This is a genomic window from Geodermatophilus sp. SYSU D00779, from assembly GCF_054050595.1.
On record NZ_JBJGZQ010000032.1, the window covers coordinates 1 to 16,935 of the forward strand.

Consider the following 16,935-nt stretch of genomic DNA (forward strand, 5'->3'; position numbering starts at 1 on the left):
TAGTACGGGCCTTTATAGAGAGCCCGCGGCCCCCCCCCGGCGGGGGGGGCGCCCCGGCGGGGGGGCCGGCCCCGCCGGGGGTGCCGGGCCGGGTGCGGACGGTGGACGACCGCGGGCGGACGTCGTCCGGCCCCCGAGGAGCTCACCGCTCCGGACGGGACCACGCCCCTCCGGGAGCCCGGCGCTCCCCGCACAGCGACCGGCGCAGCCGCGCGATGTCCTGGACCAGTCGGGTCATCTGCTCGGTCGGGGGCACGCCGAGCTCGTCCTCCACCATCGCCCGGAAGAACTCGTAGGCCCGCAGCGCCTCGGCCAGGTTCCCCTGGGCCAGGTGCACGCGGACGACCGTGCGGTGGGCGCTCTCCCGCAGCGGATCGGCGCGGACCGCGGCATAGGCGGCCTCCAGCGCCTCGCAGTGGCGGCCCCGGAAGGCGAGCCCGGCTGCCACCGCCTCCAGCGCCTGCATGCGGAGCTGCCGCAGCCTCTCCCGCTCGAGGAGGACCCAGTCGTCGTACCACCCGGGCAGGAGGTCGCCGAGGAGCGCGGTGTCCGGCACCGCGACGTCGTCGGCACCTCCGGTCGGGCTGATCGCCCGCTGCGCCCAGTCGTCGAGCTCCCAGACGTCGACCCGGACACCCCCCGCCAGTCGCAGCGCGCTCCCCGACACCTCGATCAGTCCGGGTGCCGCCTTGTTGAGCCGCCACAACGCCGAGCGCAGGCTCCCGTGCGCGTGGTCCTCGGGCACGTCGGGCCACAGCTGGCCGGCCGTCGCCGTCCGGGTCGGCCGGTGGGACAGGCACAGGTGTGCCACCAACCGCTGCACTCCACGTGGCAGCTCGTCCGCGGCCGACCGCCGGTGGCGGCCGGGGACGTCGAGGCGGAAGCCGTCGAGCAGGGTGATCCGGGCAGCCGGTGGACGGTCCACGGGACTGGTCCTTCCTGTCGGGTCGAGCGACCGATCGCCGGACAGCGCTGCCAGATACGGCCGTCCGGCTCCGGATCCGGCCGGCGCGGACGACCGACCCTCCTGGGCTCGGTGGACGACCGGTCGGTTCCGGGCGGGCTCGTCGGTGCGGGGTCGAGCGGCGAGGTGGGCGTCGTCCGGTCCGCCTCCGGGCCGTTCCGCGCGGAGGCGACCACCCGACGCGGCTGCGCGTCTGCGGGCCCGCCCGGGCGGCCCCGACCGCCGACGGGGCCTCGACCGTGCTGGCCTGGCGGACGGCACGGGTCACGTCGTCCGCAGCGGGCTCCGGGACGGGAGCGGCCGGCCGCTCACCGGGATGGGCGCGTACGCCCCAGCGCCTCCGGGACCGACCAGCCGTCAGGTCGTGCGGCTCGGTGGTGCCTGGCGGGCTCGACCGCCCTCGTTCGCGGTGGTGGTCCTCAGATGCAGGTGTACGACGCTGCCCGACATGACTCCCCCTGGACGCATGCGCTCGAGATGCGGATGGGCCACGGTAGTCAGGTCCGGTCGCCGGGACCGTACGCACTTGTGCGTAGTCGGCCGGCCACACCGACTCCCCGGGGCCCGACCGCCGTACCCGGACCACCTCCGCGATCCGGCGCCGACGGATTACCCTCAGCTCTGTGTCGCGCACCACGAGGCGTCATGCAGCGTGGCTGGAGCTCGTCGGCGACATCCTGCAGGGGCAGCCCGGGGCGCGGGAGTTCCCGCACGCGCAGGTGGCGGCCCTGCTCCTCGAGTCCTTCGACGCGGCCTGCTGCTCGCTGAACGTCGTCGACCGCGCGTGGGTGGACCACGTCGTCGGGGGCTGGCCGGTCGGCTACCTGCCGACGACGCCGCCGTCCGGGATCCTCCCCGACGCGACCACCCAGCCGCTGATCCGCTGGTACGCCGTCACGGGGTGCTCGGCACCCCAGATCCTGGGCCGGGTGCCGCGCGCCGTGGCGGGTCCGAGGATGTGCGCGCAGTGGTCGGCGTTCGCCCGTCCCTTCGGGATCACCCACCAGCTCGCGCTGCCCCTCCGGGTGGGGAGGGGGATCGAGGCCTACGTGGTCAGCCGTCCCGACGACGACTACGACGACGCCGATGCCGACCTGGCCACCCTGGTCGTCCCGGCACTGGCCGCGCTGGTCCGCCAGCACCGGGTGCTCCACGACGTGCCGGAGGAGCGACTCGACCGCGTCGCGGACCGCCGCCTGACCGAGCGCGAGTTCGCCGTGCTCACGCTCCTCGGGTCGGGTCTCACCGCCCAGGCGATCGCCCGCCGCCTGGACACCTCGCCCCGGACGGTGCACAAGCACCTCGAGCACCTGTACCGCAAGCTCGGCGTGCGCGACCGGCTGATGGCGGTCCAGCGAGCCCGGGACGCCGGCCTCCTGGCCGCGCCTGCCGGGGGCGGGGGACGACGCGGGGCCACGGACCCCACCGCGCTGGTCCCCTCCCCCCGCAGCGGGGAGCACCTCGCCGCCGTCGAGCACGCCGGGCGAGGCGTCGGCGGGTCCTGACGCCCCGCCGGTGCGGCGGCCGGCGGTCAGGTCGCTCGACGGCCCGCGCGCCAGACCTGCACGACGTGCCGGGTCCTGGTGATGTCGAGCTCGGGGTCGCCGTCGACGAGCAGGAGGTCGGCGCGCAGCGCTGGGGTGAGCGTTCCCCGGTCGGGGAGGCCGAGTGCGGCGGCCGGGGCACTGGTCGCCGCGGCCAGGGCCGCGGCCGTCGGGAGGCCGGCCTCCACCAGCAGCACGAGCTCGTCGTGCAGGCTGACGCCGTGGGCGGTGCCCGGGCTGGACGCGTCGGTCCCGGCCAGGATCCGCCGGCCCGCCCGGTGCAGCCGGTCGACGGTCGACAGCGCGTGGCCCAGGTCGGCCCGTGCGCCCGGCACGGCCGGGAAGTCCATCTCCAGGGTGGCGCGCTGGCGCGGGTCCAGGGAGGGACCGAGGTGGGGATCGGCGGCCAGGGCCCGGCCCCGGTGGTGTCCGGCGCGGGCAGCGAGCGAGGTGAGCGTGGGGACGACGAAGACGTCGCCCTGCGCGACGGCGTCGAGGAACTGCGGTGCGGGCGGCTCGTCCCCGAACAGGTGGGCCAGCCCGTCGACGCCCGCGCCGATGGCGACGAGCGCGTGCGCCTGGGTGAGGACGTGGGCCACCACGAGGAGGCCGCGGGCGTGCGCCGCGGAGGCCAGCGCCCGCACCGTGTCCGCCGTCAGGGTGGGGCACGGGTGTCCGGTGGTGGTGCCGTCCTCGAGGACCACCTTGAGCAGGTGCGAGCCCTCCGCGACCCGCGCCGCCACGAAGTCCTCGGCCTCCTCCGGTCCCGCCACCGTGGGGAAGGGCGGCAGCAGCCCCCGCTCGACCAGCCGGGTCGGGTGGCCGCCCGGAGCGGTGGCGCCGATGCCGGCCGAGCGCAGATCGGCTGCGCCGGGATCGGCCGCCGCCTGCTGCCGGAGGGACCCGACGAGGTGGGGGTCGGCGAACAGGTCCACCTCCGTGGTGACCCCTGCCCGCAGCGCCGCCTGCAGGGCACCGGGGAGGACGTGCACGTGCGCGTCGATCAGGCCGGGCAGGACGGTGCTCCCGCGGGCGTCGAGGACCGGCACGCCCGCCGGTGGGGTCAGCCGCTCGGCGAGCGCGGCGACGCGCCCCTGCCGCACCAGCAGGCAGCCGGGCGGCAGGAAGCGGTGCCCGTCGAAGAGCTTGGCTCCCCGGATCAGCAGGTCGTCCGGCGCCACCGTGACCTCCACCCTCCCGCCGAGTGCGGACGCACCGACCGCGTCCCGGCATCCCGGAGGGCCAGCATCCCGGATGGCGACCTCGAGGGCCGACCGTGGACACCGCCGGAGCCTCGCCGAGGACCCGCACGGCCGGAGACGGCACCAGGCCGGAGGCGGCACCAGGCCGGAGGCGGCACCCGGCCGGCGCACGGCCGCGGCGCCCGGACGGCAGCCGCCGTGGCGGAGCTCCACTGCCCGGGAGAGGCCGCTCTGTGCGCATCCCCCGTCCGTCCTAACCTCGGAGCAGTGAGCGTGGAGCAGGCCGCAGCGTCGTCGGGTGTCGGATTCCGGTCGGAGCGCGGCCCGGTCCTCATCGGGATCATGCTGTCCACGGCCCTGGTGGCCATCGACGCGACGGTGATCGCCACCGCCGTCCCGTCGATCGTGGCGAGCCTCGGCGGCTTCGCCGAGTTCCCCTGGCTGTTCTCCGTCTACCTGCTCGCGCAGGCGGTGACCGTCCCGGTCTACGGCAAGCTGGCCGACGTCTTCGGGCGCAAGCCGGTGATGCTCGTCGGCATCGGCCTGTTCCTCCTCGGGTCGGTCCTCTGCGGCGTCGCGGGGAGCATGGGGGCACTCATCGCGTTCCGCGCCGTCCAGGGGCTGGGCGCCGGCGCGGTCCAGCCGATGTCGATGACGATCGTCGGTGACCTGTACTCGCTCCGGGAACGCGCGAAGGTGCAGGGCTACATCGCCAGCGTCTGGGCCGTGTCGTCGGTCGTGGGCCCGACCCTCGGGGGCGTCTTCTCCCAGTACCTCAGCTGGCGGTGGATCTTCTTCGTCAACATCCCGCTCTGCCTGGTCGCCGCGGCGGCCATCGCCCTGCGGTTCCACGAGCAGGTCGACCGGCGCCGTCCGCGGATCGACTCCGCCGGGGCGGCCACGCTCACCGTCGCCCTCACGCTGCTGGTCCTCGGTCTGCTCGAGGGCGGCCAGGCCTGGGCGTGGGGGTCCCCGCAGGGCATCGCCGTCCTCGTGGCCGGCGCCGTCCTGCTCGGGCTGTTCGTCGGGATCGAGCGCCGGGCGGCCGACCCCGTCGTCCCGCTCCGGCTGCTGCGCAACCGGCTGCTCGTCGCGACGAACCTCGCATCCGCCTGCGTCGGCGCCGTCCTGCTCGGACTGACCTCCTACGTGCCGACGTTCGCCCAGGACGTCCTGGGCACCGGCCCGCTGGTCGCCGGGTTCGCGCTGGCCGCCCTCACGCTCGGCTGGCCGATCTCGGCGTCGCTGTCCGGCCGGGTCTACCTCCGGGTCGGCATCCGGTCCACGGCGCTCGTCGGCGCCGCCGTCGTGGTCCTCGGCTCGGCGCTGCTGCTCCTGCTCGACGGGTCCTCGAGCGTGGTCCAGGTCGGCGCGACGGCGTTCGTGATCGGCCTCGGCATGGGCTTCACCGCGGCGCCGACGCTCATCGCCGCCCAGTCGGCGGTGCGGTGGCACGAGCGCGGCGTGGTCACCGGCCTCAACATGTTCTTCCGCTCCGCGGGCAGCGCCGTCGGGGTCGCCGTCTTCGGCGCGGTCGTCAACGCGACCCTCGGTGGGTCGGGGGTGGAGAGCGACCGGGTGGCGCCGGAGGCGCTCACCACCGCGGTGCACTCCGTCTTCCTGGGGACGACGGTGCTGGCCGTGGCGATGCTGGCCGCGGTGCTGCTCATGCCCCGCGACCGGAGCCGGGCGCAGGAGGCCACCGAGGTCGCCGCCGGCTGACCGGGGTCCTCACCGCCGGGCCTCGGACGGGGAGCGGCCGTAGCGGCGGCGGTAGGCGGCGGCGAAGCGGCTCGCGCTGGAGAACCCCCACGCGGCGGCGACGTCGCTGACGGTGCGGGACGGATCGGCCACCAGCTCGGCGTGCGCGCGCTGGAGCCGGACGCCGGCCAGGTACTCGGTCGGCGTGCACCCGACCCACTCGCGGAAGCCCTCCTGCAGCCGCCGCACGCTGGTGCCGGCCAGCGCGGCCATCTCCCCGGCGGTCCACGGCCGGGCCGGGTCGTCGTGCAGCTGGTCCACCACCCGCTTGACCGTGCGGGGCCGGGCTCCCACGGCGCGCCCGCCGTCCGGGCAGCTGCTGAGCAGGAACCCGGCGGCGACGGCGCCGGCGAGCTGGTCGCGGACCAGCGTGCTGCCCCCGAACAGGTCGGGCGCGCGCAGGTGGGCGGAGAGGCCGGCGACGAGCTGGCGCCAGGCCAGCCCCTGACCCGAGCCGAGGTCCACCTGGTCCGGCAGCGAGCCGCGGGTGCCCGCGCGGTCGCCGCCCAGCACCCGCTCGGCCTCGCGCTCGAGCCACGCGCCGTCGAACTTGACCCCGAGGACCGTGCAGGTCGCGTCCCAGTGGCTGATGAGCGACGGGGTGTCGGCCCGGAACACCGTCCCCTGCCCGGGGAGCGAGGTCACCCGGCCGTGGCGACCCCGGCTCTCCAGGTGCCCGGTCAGCGGCATGTTGACCTCGTAGGCGCCGGGGTAGTCGCACTCGATCGCCACGTCGGCCCCTCAGCCCACGTGCCCCACCAGGACGTGGCCGAGGTCCAGCGTGCGCAGCGTCAGCCGCGGTGCCGCCGCGCCGCCCAGCCGGCGCAGCTCGTGCGGGAAGTACGCCTCGGCGACGACGCGGGAGGCCTGCCCCCAGTCGGAGGGCCCGCCACGACGCCGGCCGGACACGCGTTCGAGGCTACCCGAGCGGCCGGGCCCCCTGAGACGACGATCACAACACCGCCGCGCGATCGGTGCCGGGGCCGCGCGATGGGTGTCGTGGCCCACCGGCGCCCGGCCTAGCTTTCCGACCGACCACGGGCCGCCCGTGAGGAGAGACCGAGTCCGGAGGGGACCTGATGACGATCACCGAACAGCCCGCTGCCGCGACGGAGCAGCGCGACCTGTCCTGGCTCGACGCCGTCACCATGACCGAGCTCGAGCGCAACCCGTACCCCGTCTACGAGCGGCTCCGCCGGGAGGCCCCGCTGGCCTTCGTGCCGGTGCTCGGCTCCTACGTCGCCTCCACCGCCGAGGTGTGCCGCGAGGTGGCGACCAGCCCGGACTTCGAGGCCGTCATCACCCCGGCCGGCGGCCGGACGTTCGGCCACCCCGCGATCATCGGGGTCAACGGCGACATCCACGCCGACCTCCGCTCGATGGTCGAGCCGGCGCTGCAGCCGGTCGAGGTCGACCGGTGGATCGACGACCTGGTGCGACCGATCGCCCGCGGCTTCCTCGAGCAGTTCGAGGACGACGGGCACGCCGAGCTGGTCGCGCAGTACTGCGAGCCGGTCAGCGTGCGCGCCCTCGGCGACCTGCTCGGCCTGAGGGACGTCTCCTCCGACCAGCTCCGCGACTGGTTCCACAAGCTGAACCGGTCGTTCACCAACGCCGCGATGGACGACAACGGGGAGTTCGCCAACCCGGAGGGCTTCGCCGAGGGCGACGCCGCCAAGGCGGAGATCCGCTCGATCGTCGACCCGCTGATCGACCGGTGGATCGTCGAGCCCGACGACAGCGCCATCTCGCACTGGCTGCACGACGGCATGCCGCCCGGACAGACCCGCGACCGCGAGTACATCTACCCGACGATCTACGTCTACCTGCTCGGCGCGATGCAGGAGCCGGGCCACGGCATGGCCTCCACCCTGGTCGGGCTGTTCAGCCGGCCCGAGCAGATGGAGGAGGTCGTCGACGACCCCACCCTGATCCCGCGGGCGATCTCCGAGGGCATGCGGTGGACCTCGCCGATCTGGTCGGCCACCGCGCGCATCTCCACCACGCCGGTCACCGTCGCGGGCGTCGACCTCCCGGCCGGCACCCCGGTTGTCCTGTCCTACGGGTCGGCCAACCACGACACGGGCCTGCACGAGGCGCCGACCGAGTACGACCTGCACCGCCCGCCGCTGCCGCACCTGGCCTTCGGCGCCGGCAACCACGCCTGCGCGGGGATCTACTTCGCCAACCACGTCATGCGCATCGGGCTGGAGGAGCTCTTCGAGTCCATCCCGAACCTGGAGCGCGACACCCGCGAGGGCGTGGAGTTCTGGGGCTGGGGCTTCCGCGGCCCGACGACCCTGCACGTCACCTGGGAGGTCTGAGATGGCCCACACCGTCACCGTCGGCGACCGCCGGGTCGAGTGCGCGCCCGACCAGTCCCTGCTCGACGCCTTCCTGCGGGCCGGGGTGTGGATGCCCAACTCCTGCAACCAGGGGACCTGCGGCACCTGCAAGCTGCGCGTCCTCGACGGGGAGGTCGACCACCGCGGCTCGCCGGCCGACACCCTCCCCGACGAGGAGCGGCAGGCCGGCATGGCGCTGGCCTGCCAGGCCAGCCCCCGGTGCGACACCGTCGTCAGCTCACCGACGGCCTCGGGTGCCGTCCGCGGCACCCACGCCCTGCGCGACCTGGTGGCCACCGTCCTCGACGTGGAGGACGTCGCCCGCGACACCCGGCGGCTGCTGCTGGGCCTCGACGAGCCGCTGGCGTTCTCCGCCGGCCAGTACGTCGAGCTGGTCGTCCCGGGCAGCGGCCTGCGCCGCCAGTACTCGCTGGCCAACACGCCCGAGGAGGACAAGGTCCTCGAGCTGCACGTCCGTCGGGTGCCGGGTGGCGTCGCCAGCGACGCCTGGCTCCACGGGTCCGTGGCCGTCGGGGACCGGGTCGAGCTGACCGGGCCGCTGGGGGACTTCCACCTGTCCGAGGAGGCCGACGACGAGGGCGAGCCCATGGCCTGCATCGCCGGCGGCACGGGGCTGGCGCCGTTCGTGGGCATCGTGCGGACGGCGCTGCAGCGGCGGCCCGACCGCGAGATCGTGCTCTACCACGGCGTCCGCGGGGCCGAGGACCTCTACGACGTCGACCGGTTGACCGAGCTCGCGGCCACCTCCCCGGGCTTCCGGTTCGTGCCGGTGCTGTCGGACCAGCCGGCCCCCTCCTGCCGCGCCGGGTTCCCGACCGACGCCTTCCTCGAGGACGTGCCGAGCGCGCGGGGCTGGTCCGGGTGGCTGTGCGGCCCACCGGCGATGGTCGAGGCCGGCGTCAAGGCGTTCAAGCGCCGCCGCATGGCACCCCGGCAGGTCCACCGCGAGAAGTTCACCCCGGCGGACGCGCTCGACACCGGAACCGCAGGAGCCTGATCCCCCCGCCCCCGACGGACCGCGTCCCGGTCCGCCGGGGGCGGCGGTCGTCGTCAGGGGACGGCGGGGGAGGCGTCGCTGATGACCTCCTGGTTGACCGCCCGGACCTGGTCGAGGTCCATCTTCTCCACCTGCCGGTCGTAGGTGAGGAAGCCGTTGACCTCGTGCTCGACGTCGGTGATCTGCGTGTAGACCGCGCCGCTGATGGCGTTCTGCTGCGCGATCGGGATGAGCGCTCGCTGGTTCTCCGCGTACAGCCGCGTGAGCTCCGCCGCGTCCTGCGCCATCTGGTACCCGTGGCCGTCCTCGTACCACATGTGGCCGGGCACCTCGAGCCCGAAGCCACCGTGCTCACCGTCGATCGCCACGCGGTGGTCGTCGGGCGTGGGCTGCGCCGGACCGGTGTAGGCGTGCCAGGCGATGACGTCGCCGCGGCCGCTGTCACCGAGGGAGGCGCAGCAGTTCACCCCGCTGTTCGCGTTCACGAGCCGGGTGGGGTCCTGGGCCGCGACCGAGTCGGCGATCCGCCCGGTGGCCTCCCTGCTCCACTCCCCCCAGCCCTCGTTGAACGGGACCCACCCGATCACCGACGTCCAGCCGTCCTGCTGGTCGACGATCTCGTGCAGCTGGCGCTCGAACTCGGCCCGGGCGTCCGGCGGTGGGATCCCGCCGGTCCGCATGGACGGCATGTCCTGCCAGACCAGCAGGCCGAGGGTGTCCGCGGCGTGGTACCAGCGGTCCGGCTCGACCTTGAGGTGCTTGCGGATGGTGTTGAACCCGAGGCGCTTGGTCAGGGCCACGTCGGACCGCAGCGCCTCGTCGGTCGGTGCGGTGTAGATGCCGTCCGGCCAGAAGCCCTGGTCCAGGGTCGACATCAGGAAGAGGATCTCGTGGTTGAGGGTGATGCGGAGGCGGCCGTCCGCGCCCCGGGCCGTCCCGATCTCCCGCATGCCGACGTAGGACCCGACCCGGTCGACCTCCTGCTGGCCGTCCAGCACGGTCACGTCCAGGTCGTAGAGGAACGGGTCGTCGGGTGACCACAGCCGGGCGTCCGGGACCTGCACCCGCAGCGGCTGACCGGGCGCTCCCTCCGCGGTCGCGACCGTCCGGGAGCCGTCCCCGACCACGGCCCGGACGGTGAGGCCGGAGGCGTCGCCGCCGGTGTCCACGGTCAGCGCGAGGGTGTCCGTGTCGACGTCCGTGGCCGTGTCGAGGCCCGCCACGTACCCGCGCGCGGGGACGGGTTCCATCCACACCGTCTGCCAGATGCCGGAGGAGCCGGTGTAGAAGATCCCGCGGTCGGGGACGTTGCGCTGCTTGCCGACCGGCTGCCACGTCGCGTCCGTGCGGTCCTCGACACCGACGACGACCTCCTGCGGGCCGGAGGGCACCAGGGCATCGGTGACGTCGGCGGAGAACCGGGTGTAGCCGCCGGCGTGCTGGGCGACCCTGGTGCCGTTCACCCACACGGTGGCCGTGTGGTCCACGGCGCCGAAGTTGAGGCGCAGCCGCTGACCCTGCCCGATCTGCCAGGACTCCGGGACCGTGAACGTCCGCCGGTACCACATGTGGTCCTCGTGCCGCTGGATGCCGGACAGCGCCGACTCGGTCGGGTACGGCACGAGGATCCTCTCGGCGAGGTCCTCGCCGACCGGTGGCGACTCCCCCGGCGCGGCGCCGGCGAACTGCCACACCCCGTTGAGGTTCTGCCAGTGGGCCCGCGTCAGCTGCGGCCGCGGGTACTCCGGCAGCGCGTTGTCCGGCGAGACCTGGTCGGTCCACGGCGTCGTCAGCCGCAGCTGGCCCACCTGCCAGCCGTCGTCCGGCGGCTCCACCGCCGCGGTGAGCAGCGAGGTCACCCCCGCCATGGCCGCCGAGGCGAGCAGTCCGGTGGCACGCCGCCGGGATCGCGACAGGATCGTCATGGCTCCCCCGTCCTCCGCGCGCTGACGTGGTCGACGCCCGAGGGGCCCGGCTGCTCAGGGCCGGCGCGCAGACCTCAGAGTCTGGCCCCGTCCGGGGCGCTGCGACGCCGTCCGGCGCCTCGGATCCGTCAGGGATCGCCGGGAGCGGCGGCCACCTCCACGATGCAGCCGCCCGGACCACCGGAGGCAGCGGTCCGGGAGCTGGCACCATCACGTCATGAGCCACGGTCACGCCGTCCAGGAGGAGCTCCGCGAACCGGCGCGCGCGCTGCGCCGCGCCATCCCCGAGGTCTACGACGGCTACCGCCGGATGCACACCGCCGCGTACGCCGCGGGTGCCCTGGACCAGAAGACCAAGGAGTTGATCGCGCTCGCCATCGCGGTGAGCAAGGAGTGCGACGGCTGCATCGCGTCGCACGCGCGTGGCGCCGTCCGCACCGGCGCGACCGAGTCGGAGGTCGCCGAGGCGCTCGGCGTCGCCATCGCGATGAACGGCGGACCGGGCACCGTGTACGGCCCGCGCGCGTTCGCGGCCTTCCGCGAGTTCGCGGAGGAGGCCGATCCCGAGCAGGGGTGACCCGCGGGCGGCCGCCGCGGTCGGAGACCGACGGTCGGGCCGCCGTTCTGCTCGATCAGCCGGTCGGTCTCGCGGACGCCGTCCTCCGGGATGCCGGCCACGGCGACGGCGGCGCCCTCGGCGGCGGAGGCCAGGGCGGTGGCCCGGCCGATGCCGCTGCCGGCGCCGGTGACGACGGCGACCTGCCCGGCGAAGCGGGCGCTCCGCGGGGCCGTCACCGCAGGGTCGCCGTGTCGATGACGAACCGGTAGCGCACGTCGGAGGCCAGGACCCGCTCGTAGGCCTCGTTGACCTGGTCGGCGGCGATGACCTCGACCTCGGCGCCGATGCCGTGCTCGGCGCAGAAGTCGAGCATCTCCTGGGTCTCGGCGATGCCGCCGATCATCGAGCCGGCGTAGGTGCGCCGGCCTCCGATCAGCGACATGACGTTCAGGCTCAGCGGCTCGGCGGGGGCACCGACGTTGACCAGCGCGCCGTCCACGGCCAGCAGGGACAGGTACGCGTCCACGTCGATCGGCGCGCTGACGGTGTTGACGATGAGGTCGAACCGGCCGGCCAGCTGGGCGAAGGTGTCCGGGTCGCTGGTGGCGTGGTAGGAGTCGGCGCCGAGCCGCAGCCCGTCCTCCTGCTTCTTCAGCGACTGCGACAGCACGGTCACCTCGGCGCCCATCGCGTGCGCGAGCTTGACGGCCATGTGCCCCAGCCCGCCGAGGCCGACGACCGCGACCTGCGTGCCGGGGCCGGCGCCCCAGCGGCGCAGCGGTGAGTACGTGGTGATGCCGGCGCACAGCAGCGGCGCGGCGGCCGCCGGGTCGATGCCGTCGGGCACCCGGAGCACGAAGTCGGCGTCGACCACCACGTGGGTGGAGTAGCCGCCGTGGGTGGTGCTGCCGTCGCGGTCGGTGCCGGCGTAGGTGGGCACCATGCCGTTCAGGCAGTACTGCTCGTCGCCGCTGCGGCAGTTGGCGCACTCCCGGCAGGAGTTCACCATGCAGCCGACGCCGACGCGGTCGCCGACCCGGTGGCGGGTGACGTCGGAGCCGACCTCGGCGACGACGCCGACGATCTCGTGGCCCGGGACGACGGGGAAGGGCTGGGGGCCCCAGTCGCCGTTGACGGTGTGGATGTCGGAGTGGCAGATGCCGGCGTACTCGATCTCGATGAGGACGTCGTCCGGGCCGACGTCCCGGCGCTCGACGGTGGTGGGGGCCAGGGGCCGGCCCGCGGCGGGGGCGGCGTAGGCGTGGACGCGCATGGGTGCTCCTCGTTCTGGGTGGGAGTCGGGACGGGCGTCAGTCGACGGCCGGGGCGGCGGCGTACTCCTCGTCGGTGACGGGGGTCAGCCAGTGCAGGACGCGGTCGTCGGGCCGGATGGCCTCGACCGGGTCAGGGGCGCAGCAGCGCCTTGATGGCCCGGCGCTCGTCCATCGCCCGGTAGCCCTCGGCCGCCTGCTCGAGCGGGAGCTCGAGGTCGAAGACCCTCCCGGGGTCGATGGCCCGGGTGCAGACCAGGTCGATCAGCTCGGGCAGGAACCGGCGCACCGGGGCGGGGCCGCCGTGCAGGTGCACGCCGGAGAAGAACAGCTCCTCGCCGGGCAGCGAGACGTCGTGGGAGACGCCGACATAGCCGACGTGCCCGCCGGGGCGGGTGGCGCGGATGGCCTGCACCATCGACTCCTGGGTGCCGACGGCCTCGATCACCGAGTGCGCGCCGAGCCCGTCCGTCAGCTCCCTGATCCGCGCCACACCCTCGTCGCCGCGCTCGACCACGACGTCGGTGGCGCCGAACTCCCGTGCCAGCCGCTGGCGGGGCTCGTGCCGGCTCATCGCGATGACCCGCTCCGCGCCGAGCTGCCGGGCGGCCAGGACGCCGAGCAGGCCGACCGCGCCGTCGCCGACGACCGCGACGGTCCTGCCCGGGCCGGCCTGGGCGGCGACGGCGGCGAACCAGCCGGTGCCCAGCACGTCCGAGGCGGCCAGCAGGCCGGGCACCAGGTCGTCGGACGGCAGGTCGGGGGTGGCGACGAGGGTGCCGTCGGCCAGCGGGATGCGTGCGTACTGGGCCTGCGCGCCGGTGGGGGCGCCGGGCTGCCGGTTGACGCAGTGGGTCTGGTAGCCGGCCCGGCAGATCTCGCAGGTGTTGTCGGAGGCGAAGAACGAGCCGACGACGAACTGGCCGGGCTCGATCGTGGTGACCTCGCTGCCGACCTCCTCGACGACGCCGACGTACTCGTGGCCCATCGGTGCCGGCCCGTCCACCGCCTCGATGCCGCGGTAGGGCCACAGGTCCGACCCGCACACGCAGGTGGCGGCCAACCGGATGACCGCGTCGGTGGGCTGCTCGATCCTCGGGTCCGGGCGCTCCTCGACGCGGACGTCGCCGGGGGCGTGGAGAACGGCTCCTCGCAAGACGGTGCTCCTTCGCAGGACGAGTGGGGGTGCGGACTCCACGGAACCCCGTCGGGCGCACGCGCGGGGGGTCGGGTTTGTGGGGGGTAGAAGCACGACCTCCCTCGCCCGGCGGGTCGCCGTACCGTCGAGCAGGTGGACAACCGCGCCGACATCCGCGACTTCCTGGTCAGCCGGCGCGCCCGGATCAGCCCGGAGCGGGCCGGGCTGCTGCCCGGCGGCGGGCGCCGGCGGGTGCCCGGGCTGCGCCGCGAGGAGGTCGCCGTCCTCGCCGGGGTGAGCACCGACTGGTACACGCGGCTGGAGAAGGGCCACATCGCCGGGGTGTCGGAGGACGTGCTGGAGGCCGTCGCCCGCGCGCTGCAGCTGACCGAGGCCGAGCGGACCCACCTGTTCAACCTGGCCCGCGCCGCCGCCCGTCCGGCCCGCGCGCCGCAGCGCCGCACCCGGGCGGCCATCCCGCCGCGGGTGCAGTGGATGCTGGACTCGATGACGGGCTCGGCCGCCCTCGTCGCCAACGGCCGACTGGACGTCCTGGCGACCAACGCCCTGGGGTGGGCGCTGCACTCACCGCTGTTCGACGGCCCGCGGCGACCCGCGAACTTCGCCCGGTTCCAGTTCCTCGACCCGGCGGCGCACGACTACTACGCCGACTGGGAGCTCGCCGCCAACACCACCGTCGCGCTGCTGCGCGGGGAGGCCGGCCGCCGCCCGCACGACGCGCAGCTGCGCGAGCTGGTCGGGGAGCTGTCCACGGTGAGCGAGGAGTTCCGGGTGCGCTGGGCGGCGCACGACGTCCGCATCCACCACAACGGCGCCAAGCAGTTCCGCCACCCCGTCGTCGGCACGCTCGATCTGGGCTACCACACGTTCGACCTGCCGGCCGAGGACGCCGCGGACCTGCGCATGACCATCTACACCGCCGAACCCGGGTCGCCGTCCGAGGACGCCCTCAAGCTCCTCGCCAGCTGGGCCGCCACCAGCACCGCCGTCCAGACCGCCGGCGAGCCCACGGGCTGAGGGCCCGTGCTCACCGGGCGGTCAGCGGGAGCTGCAGGACGATCTCGCCGTCGTCGAGCTCCCCGGTGGGCTGGAAGCCGAACCCCTGGTAGAAGGGCCACGGTCCGTCCTTGCCGGGCTCGATGCTGGTCAGCAGCTCGGTGCCGCCGTCGGCCCGCACCAGGTCGACGAGCTGGGTCAGCACCGCCCGGCCGATGCCGCGCCCCTGGTACCGCTTGTCGACGAGCAGCCGCCAGAGGAAGTGGCGCCCGCGGTACGGGCCCTTCCGCGGCTTCCAGGAGAGCATGACGAAGCCGACCGGCTCCTCGCCGCAGTACACCGCGCGGTACCACGGGTTGGCCTTCGGCGACTCGGCGGCGTCCTGCAGCGAGGAGGACACCGAGGCGACGAACCGCTCCTGACGACCTCGGACGCGCAACGCGCGGACCGCGTCCCGGTTCTCGTCGGTGATCTCCCGCAGGTGCACGCCCGGGGACGTCGTGCCGCTCCCCTCGCGCCCGGCGGTCGCCTCCTGCTCCGCGGGTCCGCCACCCCGGTCGGTCGCGGACGTGTCCGGCGCGCCCGGCAGGCGGACCACGTCGGCGAGGACGCCGTCGTCGGTCAGCCGGGCCGGGGACGGGCTGTCGTAGACGACCACCAGGCGCCCGCTGTCGGGCGGGCCGAGGAGGCCGATCCCCTCGGCGTGGTCACAGCCGTCCCCGGAGGGCAGGTCGAGCTCCCGCGTGAGCAGGTCGCCGCGGACCACCTGCGGCGTGTCCGCCCGCAGGGCCCCGTGCCAGCGGACGACGCGCACCGGTCCGTCGAGGTCCATCGTCGGCCCGGCGAGCACGAGCAGGTCGTCGCCGTGCGGGCAGAGGTCCCGCACGCCCAGGCCGCCCAGGCGCAGGACGTGCTTGCGGTACGGGCGGCCGTCGTCGAACGGGGTCAGGCGCAGCCGCTCCGGCGCGTCGGGGTCGGCCTCGGGGCGGAGCTCCAGCACCACGGCCCAGCCGCGCAGCACCGGCCCGCGCAGGCCCAGGTACACCCGCGGTCCGGCCACGGCGATGCCCTCGACGTCCAGCCCGTTGTCCTTGCCCGGCAGCAGCAGGAACGGGCCCAGGTGCTCGTCGTCGGCCAGGACCTGGCGCAGGTCGGGACCGTGCACGCCGAAGGACGCGGCCCGGTGCCGCACGCCGTCCTCCTCCAGCTCGGGCACGACCGTCGGCAGGCCGTCCACGACGCCGACGGGGAGCCGGACGAGGATCTGGCGGTTGGGCTGACCGGTGACCTCGGCCAGCCGGCGCAGGGCCTTCCGGTCACCGTGCCGGTCCTCGACCTGCTTGCGGCGCAGGCTGTGCGACCCGACGGCCCACAGGGAGCAGCCGTGCCGGGCCAGGCCCTCGATGTCGGCCTCGTCGTCCCCGGTGCCCGGCAGCTCCACGAGGTCGGCGAGCCGGACGCGGGCCCGCTGTGCGTACCGGCGCGGTTCCCCGGGGTCGTCGGCGACCAGCCGCTCGATCGTCGCGGTCTCGTCACCGGCCACCCAGAGGACGGCGCCGTCGCTGCGGACGGCCGAGAGGTTCCTGTGGGTGCCGGCCGTCCGCGCCGGGTCCCCGAACCGGAGCGGGACCGTCCGTTCCACGGTCATGGCGTCAGCCTGGCACGGGGCCGGCCGCGCGTGAGCCCCTGCTCGTCGCCGGCCGCCCGCGGAGTCCCCGCCGCAGTCGGCCGGACCGCTCGCCCCGCGGCCGGCTGCGCGCCCGGCCGTGCGCCGCGTGGGTCAGCCTGCCTGGCGCAGGCCGATCAGGTTGCCGTCGCCGTCCCGCGCCACGGCGACGAGGAGGCCGCCGCCGACGTCGGTGGGGTCCTGCACCGTCTCGGCGCCGGCCCGCACGAGGGCGGCGAGGCTCGTCGCGACGTCCTCCACGTGCCAGTAGGCGACCGGGCCGGACTGCCCGTGCCGGTGGCCGTGCGGGTCGAGGCCGATCGCCTGGCCGTCGGCGTCGAACTGGGCGTAGTACGGCGCGTCCACCACCGGGTCGGCCCCGAGCAGCGCGCGGAACAGCGCCTTCGCACGGGCCAGGTCGGCCACGGGGTAGATGACGGTGCGGATCCCGGTCGTCATGATGTGCTCCTCGGATGGTCGGGCTCGGGTCCCCCACCTCTCAGACACCCGCCGACCGGGGGATGT

Annotated in this window: 15 protein-coding genes and 1 pseudogene; 6 read left to right on the top strand and 10 right to left on the bottom strand. The window is 75.0% G+C overall.

From position 1 onward, the window contains the following. Positions 1–142 precede the first annotated feature (142 nt). Positions 143–925: an AfsR/SARP family transcriptional regulator gene (locus tag ACI79G_RS21275; protein WP_456883043.1), complete on the bottom strand. Its 783-nt coding sequence runs from the start codon at positions 923–925 to the stop codon at positions 143–145. A 662-nt stretch (positions 926–1,587) separates the two neighbouring features. Here ACI79G_RS21275 and ACI79G_RS21280 point away from each other — a divergent pair. Continuing rightward, entirely contained in the window at positions 1,588–2,469 is an 882-nt protein-coding gene (locus tag ACI79G_RS21280) for a response regulator transcription factor (protein ID WP_456883044.1), read from the top strand. A gap of 26 nt (positions 2,470–2,495) precedes the next feature. On the opposite strand, the gene ACI79G_RS21285 is transcribed toward ACI79G_RS21280, so the two are convergent. Further along, entirely contained in the window at positions 2,496–3,689 is a 1,194-nt protein-coding gene (locus ACI79G_RS21285; protein WP_456883045.1) for an amidohydrolase family protein, read from the bottom strand. 288 nt (positions 3,690–3,977) lie between these two features. Between ACI79G_RS21285 and ACI79G_RS21290 the strand changes: the two genes are divergently transcribed. Further along, positions 3,978–5,432: an MDR family MFS transporter gene (locus ACI79G_RS21290; protein WP_456883046.1), complete on the top strand. Its 1,455-nt coding sequence runs from the start codon at positions 3,978–3,980 to the stop codon at positions 5,430–5,432. A 9-nt stretch (positions 5,433–5,441) separates the two neighbouring features. On the opposite strand, the gene ACI79G_RS21295 is transcribed toward ACI79G_RS21290, so the two are convergent. Beyond that, complete coding sequence (locus tag ACI79G_RS21295; protein ID WP_456883047.1) at positions 5,442–6,203, bottom strand: AraC family transcriptional regulator; 762 nt, start codon at positions 6,201–6,203, stop codon at positions 5,442–5,444. A 9-nt stretch (positions 6,204–6,212) separates the two neighbouring features. After that, positions 6,213–6,380 (bottom strand): hypothetical protein, encoded by a 168-nt coding sequence (locus tag ACI79G_RS21300; protein ID WP_456883048.1) that lies wholly within the window; start codon positions 6,378–6,380, stop codon positions 6,213–6,215. A gap of 170 nt (positions 6,381–6,550) precedes the next feature. Between ACI79G_RS21300 and ACI79G_RS21305 the strand changes: the two genes are divergently transcribed. Continuing rightward, positions 6,551–7,795, top strand: coding sequence for a cytochrome P450 (locus ACI79G_RS21305; protein WP_456883049.1), 1,245 nt, complete (start codon positions 6,551–6,553; stop codon positions 7,793–7,795). 1 nt (position 7,796) lies between these two features. Continuing rightward, a complete protein-coding gene (locus ACI79G_RS21310) occupies positions 7,797–8,834 on the top strand; it encodes a 2Fe-2S iron-sulfur cluster-binding protein (protein ID WP_456883050.1) in 1,038 nt (345 codons plus the stop codon). A 53-nt stretch (positions 8,835–8,887) separates the two neighbouring features. Here ACI79G_RS21310 and ACI79G_RS21315 read toward each other — a convergent pair whose 3' ends face one another. Beyond that, positions 8,888–10,759 (bottom strand): glycoside hydrolase family 2 protein, encoded by a 1,872-nt coding sequence (locus tag ACI79G_RS21315; RefSeq protein WP_456883051.1) that lies wholly within the window; start codon positions 10,757–10,759, stop codon positions 8,888–8,890. 217 nt (positions 10,760–10,976) lie between these two features. Here ACI79G_RS21315 and ACI79G_RS21320 point away from each other — a divergent pair, with 217 nt between their 5' ends. After that, positions 10,977–11,336 (top strand): carboxymuconolactone decarboxylase family protein, encoded by a 360-nt coding sequence (locus ACI79G_RS21320; protein ID WP_456883052.1) that lies wholly within the window; start codon positions 10,977–10,979, stop codon positions 11,334–11,336. A 53-nt stretch (positions 11,337–11,389) separates the two neighbouring features. Here the strand turns inward: ACI79G_RS21320 and ACI79G_RS21325 are convergent. The 3 genes and pseudogenes from ACI79G_RS21325 to ACI79G_RS21335 form a co-directional block, all read right to left on the bottom strand. Then, positions 11,390–11,554 (bottom strand): annotated as a pseudogene (locus ACI79G_RS21325) (SDR family NAD(P)-dependent oxidoreductase); the annotation flags it as partial. Continuing rightward, positions 11,551–12,591 (bottom strand): NAD(P)-dependent alcohol dehydrogenase, encoded by a 1,041-nt coding sequence (locus ACI79G_RS21330; protein ID WP_456883053.1) that lies wholly within the window; start codon positions 12,589–12,591, stop codon positions 11,551–11,553. The pseudogene ACI79G_RS21325 and the gene ACI79G_RS21330, both read right to left, overlap by 4 nt. 131 nt (positions 12,592–12,722) lie before the next feature. Next, positions 12,723–13,745, bottom strand: a complete 1,023-nt coding sequence (locus ACI79G_RS21335) for a zinc-dependent alcohol dehydrogenase family protein (protein WP_456883054.1) — start codon at positions 13,743–13,745, stop codon at positions 12,723–12,725. A 135-nt stretch (positions 13,746–13,880) separates the two neighbouring features. Between ACI79G_RS21335 and ACI79G_RS21340 the strand changes: the two genes are divergently transcribed. Next, positions 13,881–14,765, top strand: a complete 885-nt coding sequence (locus ACI79G_RS21340; protein ID WP_456883055.1) for a helix-turn-helix transcriptional regulator — start codon at positions 13,881–13,883, stop codon at positions 14,763–14,765. A gap of 10 nt (positions 14,766–14,775) precedes the next feature. Here ACI79G_RS21340 and ACI79G_RS21345 read toward each other — a convergent pair whose 3' ends face one another. Further along, positions 14,776–16,392: a GNAT family N-acetyltransferase gene (locus tag ACI79G_RS21345; RefSeq protein ID WP_456883056.1), complete on the bottom strand. Its 1,617-nt coding sequence runs from the start codon at positions 16,390–16,392 to the stop codon at positions 14,776–14,778. Positions 16,393–16,524: 132 nt separating this feature from the next. Next, complete coding sequence (locus ACI79G_RS21350; RefSeq protein WP_456883057.1) at positions 16,525–16,869, bottom strand: VOC family protein; 345 nt, start codon at positions 16,867–16,869, stop codon at positions 16,525–16,527. Positions 16,870–16,935: the final 66 nt, after the last annotated feature.

Excerpts from the sequence above, each read along its gene's own strand:
- ACI79G_RS21345 (WP_456883056.1), bottom strand. The coding sequence starts at position 16,392 with ATGACCGTGGAACGGACGGTCCCGCTCCGGTTCGGGGACCCGGCGCGG.
- ACI79G_RS21330 (WP_456883053.1), bottom strand. The coding sequence starts at position 12,591 with ATGCGCGTCCACGCCTACGCCGCCCCCGCCGCGGGCCGGCCCCTGGCC.
- ACI79G_RS21305 (WP_456883049.1), top strand. The coding sequence starts at position 6,551 with ATGACGATCACCGAACAGCCCGCTGCCGCGACGGAGCAGCGCGACCTG.
- ACI79G_RS21320 (WP_456883052.1), top strand. The coding sequence starts at position 10,977 with ATGAGCCACGGTCACGCCGTCCAGGAGGAGCTCCGCGAACCGGCGCGC.
- ACI79G_RS21315 (WP_456883051.1), bottom strand. The coding sequence starts at position 10,759 with ATGACGATCCTGTCGCGATCCCGGCGGCGTGCCACCGGACTGCTCGCC.
- ACI79G_RS21310 (WP_456883050.1), top strand. The coding sequence starts at position 7,797 with ATGGCCCACACCGTCACCGTCGGCGACCGCCGGGTCGAGTGCGCGCCC.
- ACI79G_RS21350 (WP_456883057.1), bottom strand. The coding sequence starts at position 16,869 with ATGACGACCGGGATCCGCACCGTCATCTACCCCGTGGCCGACCTGGCC.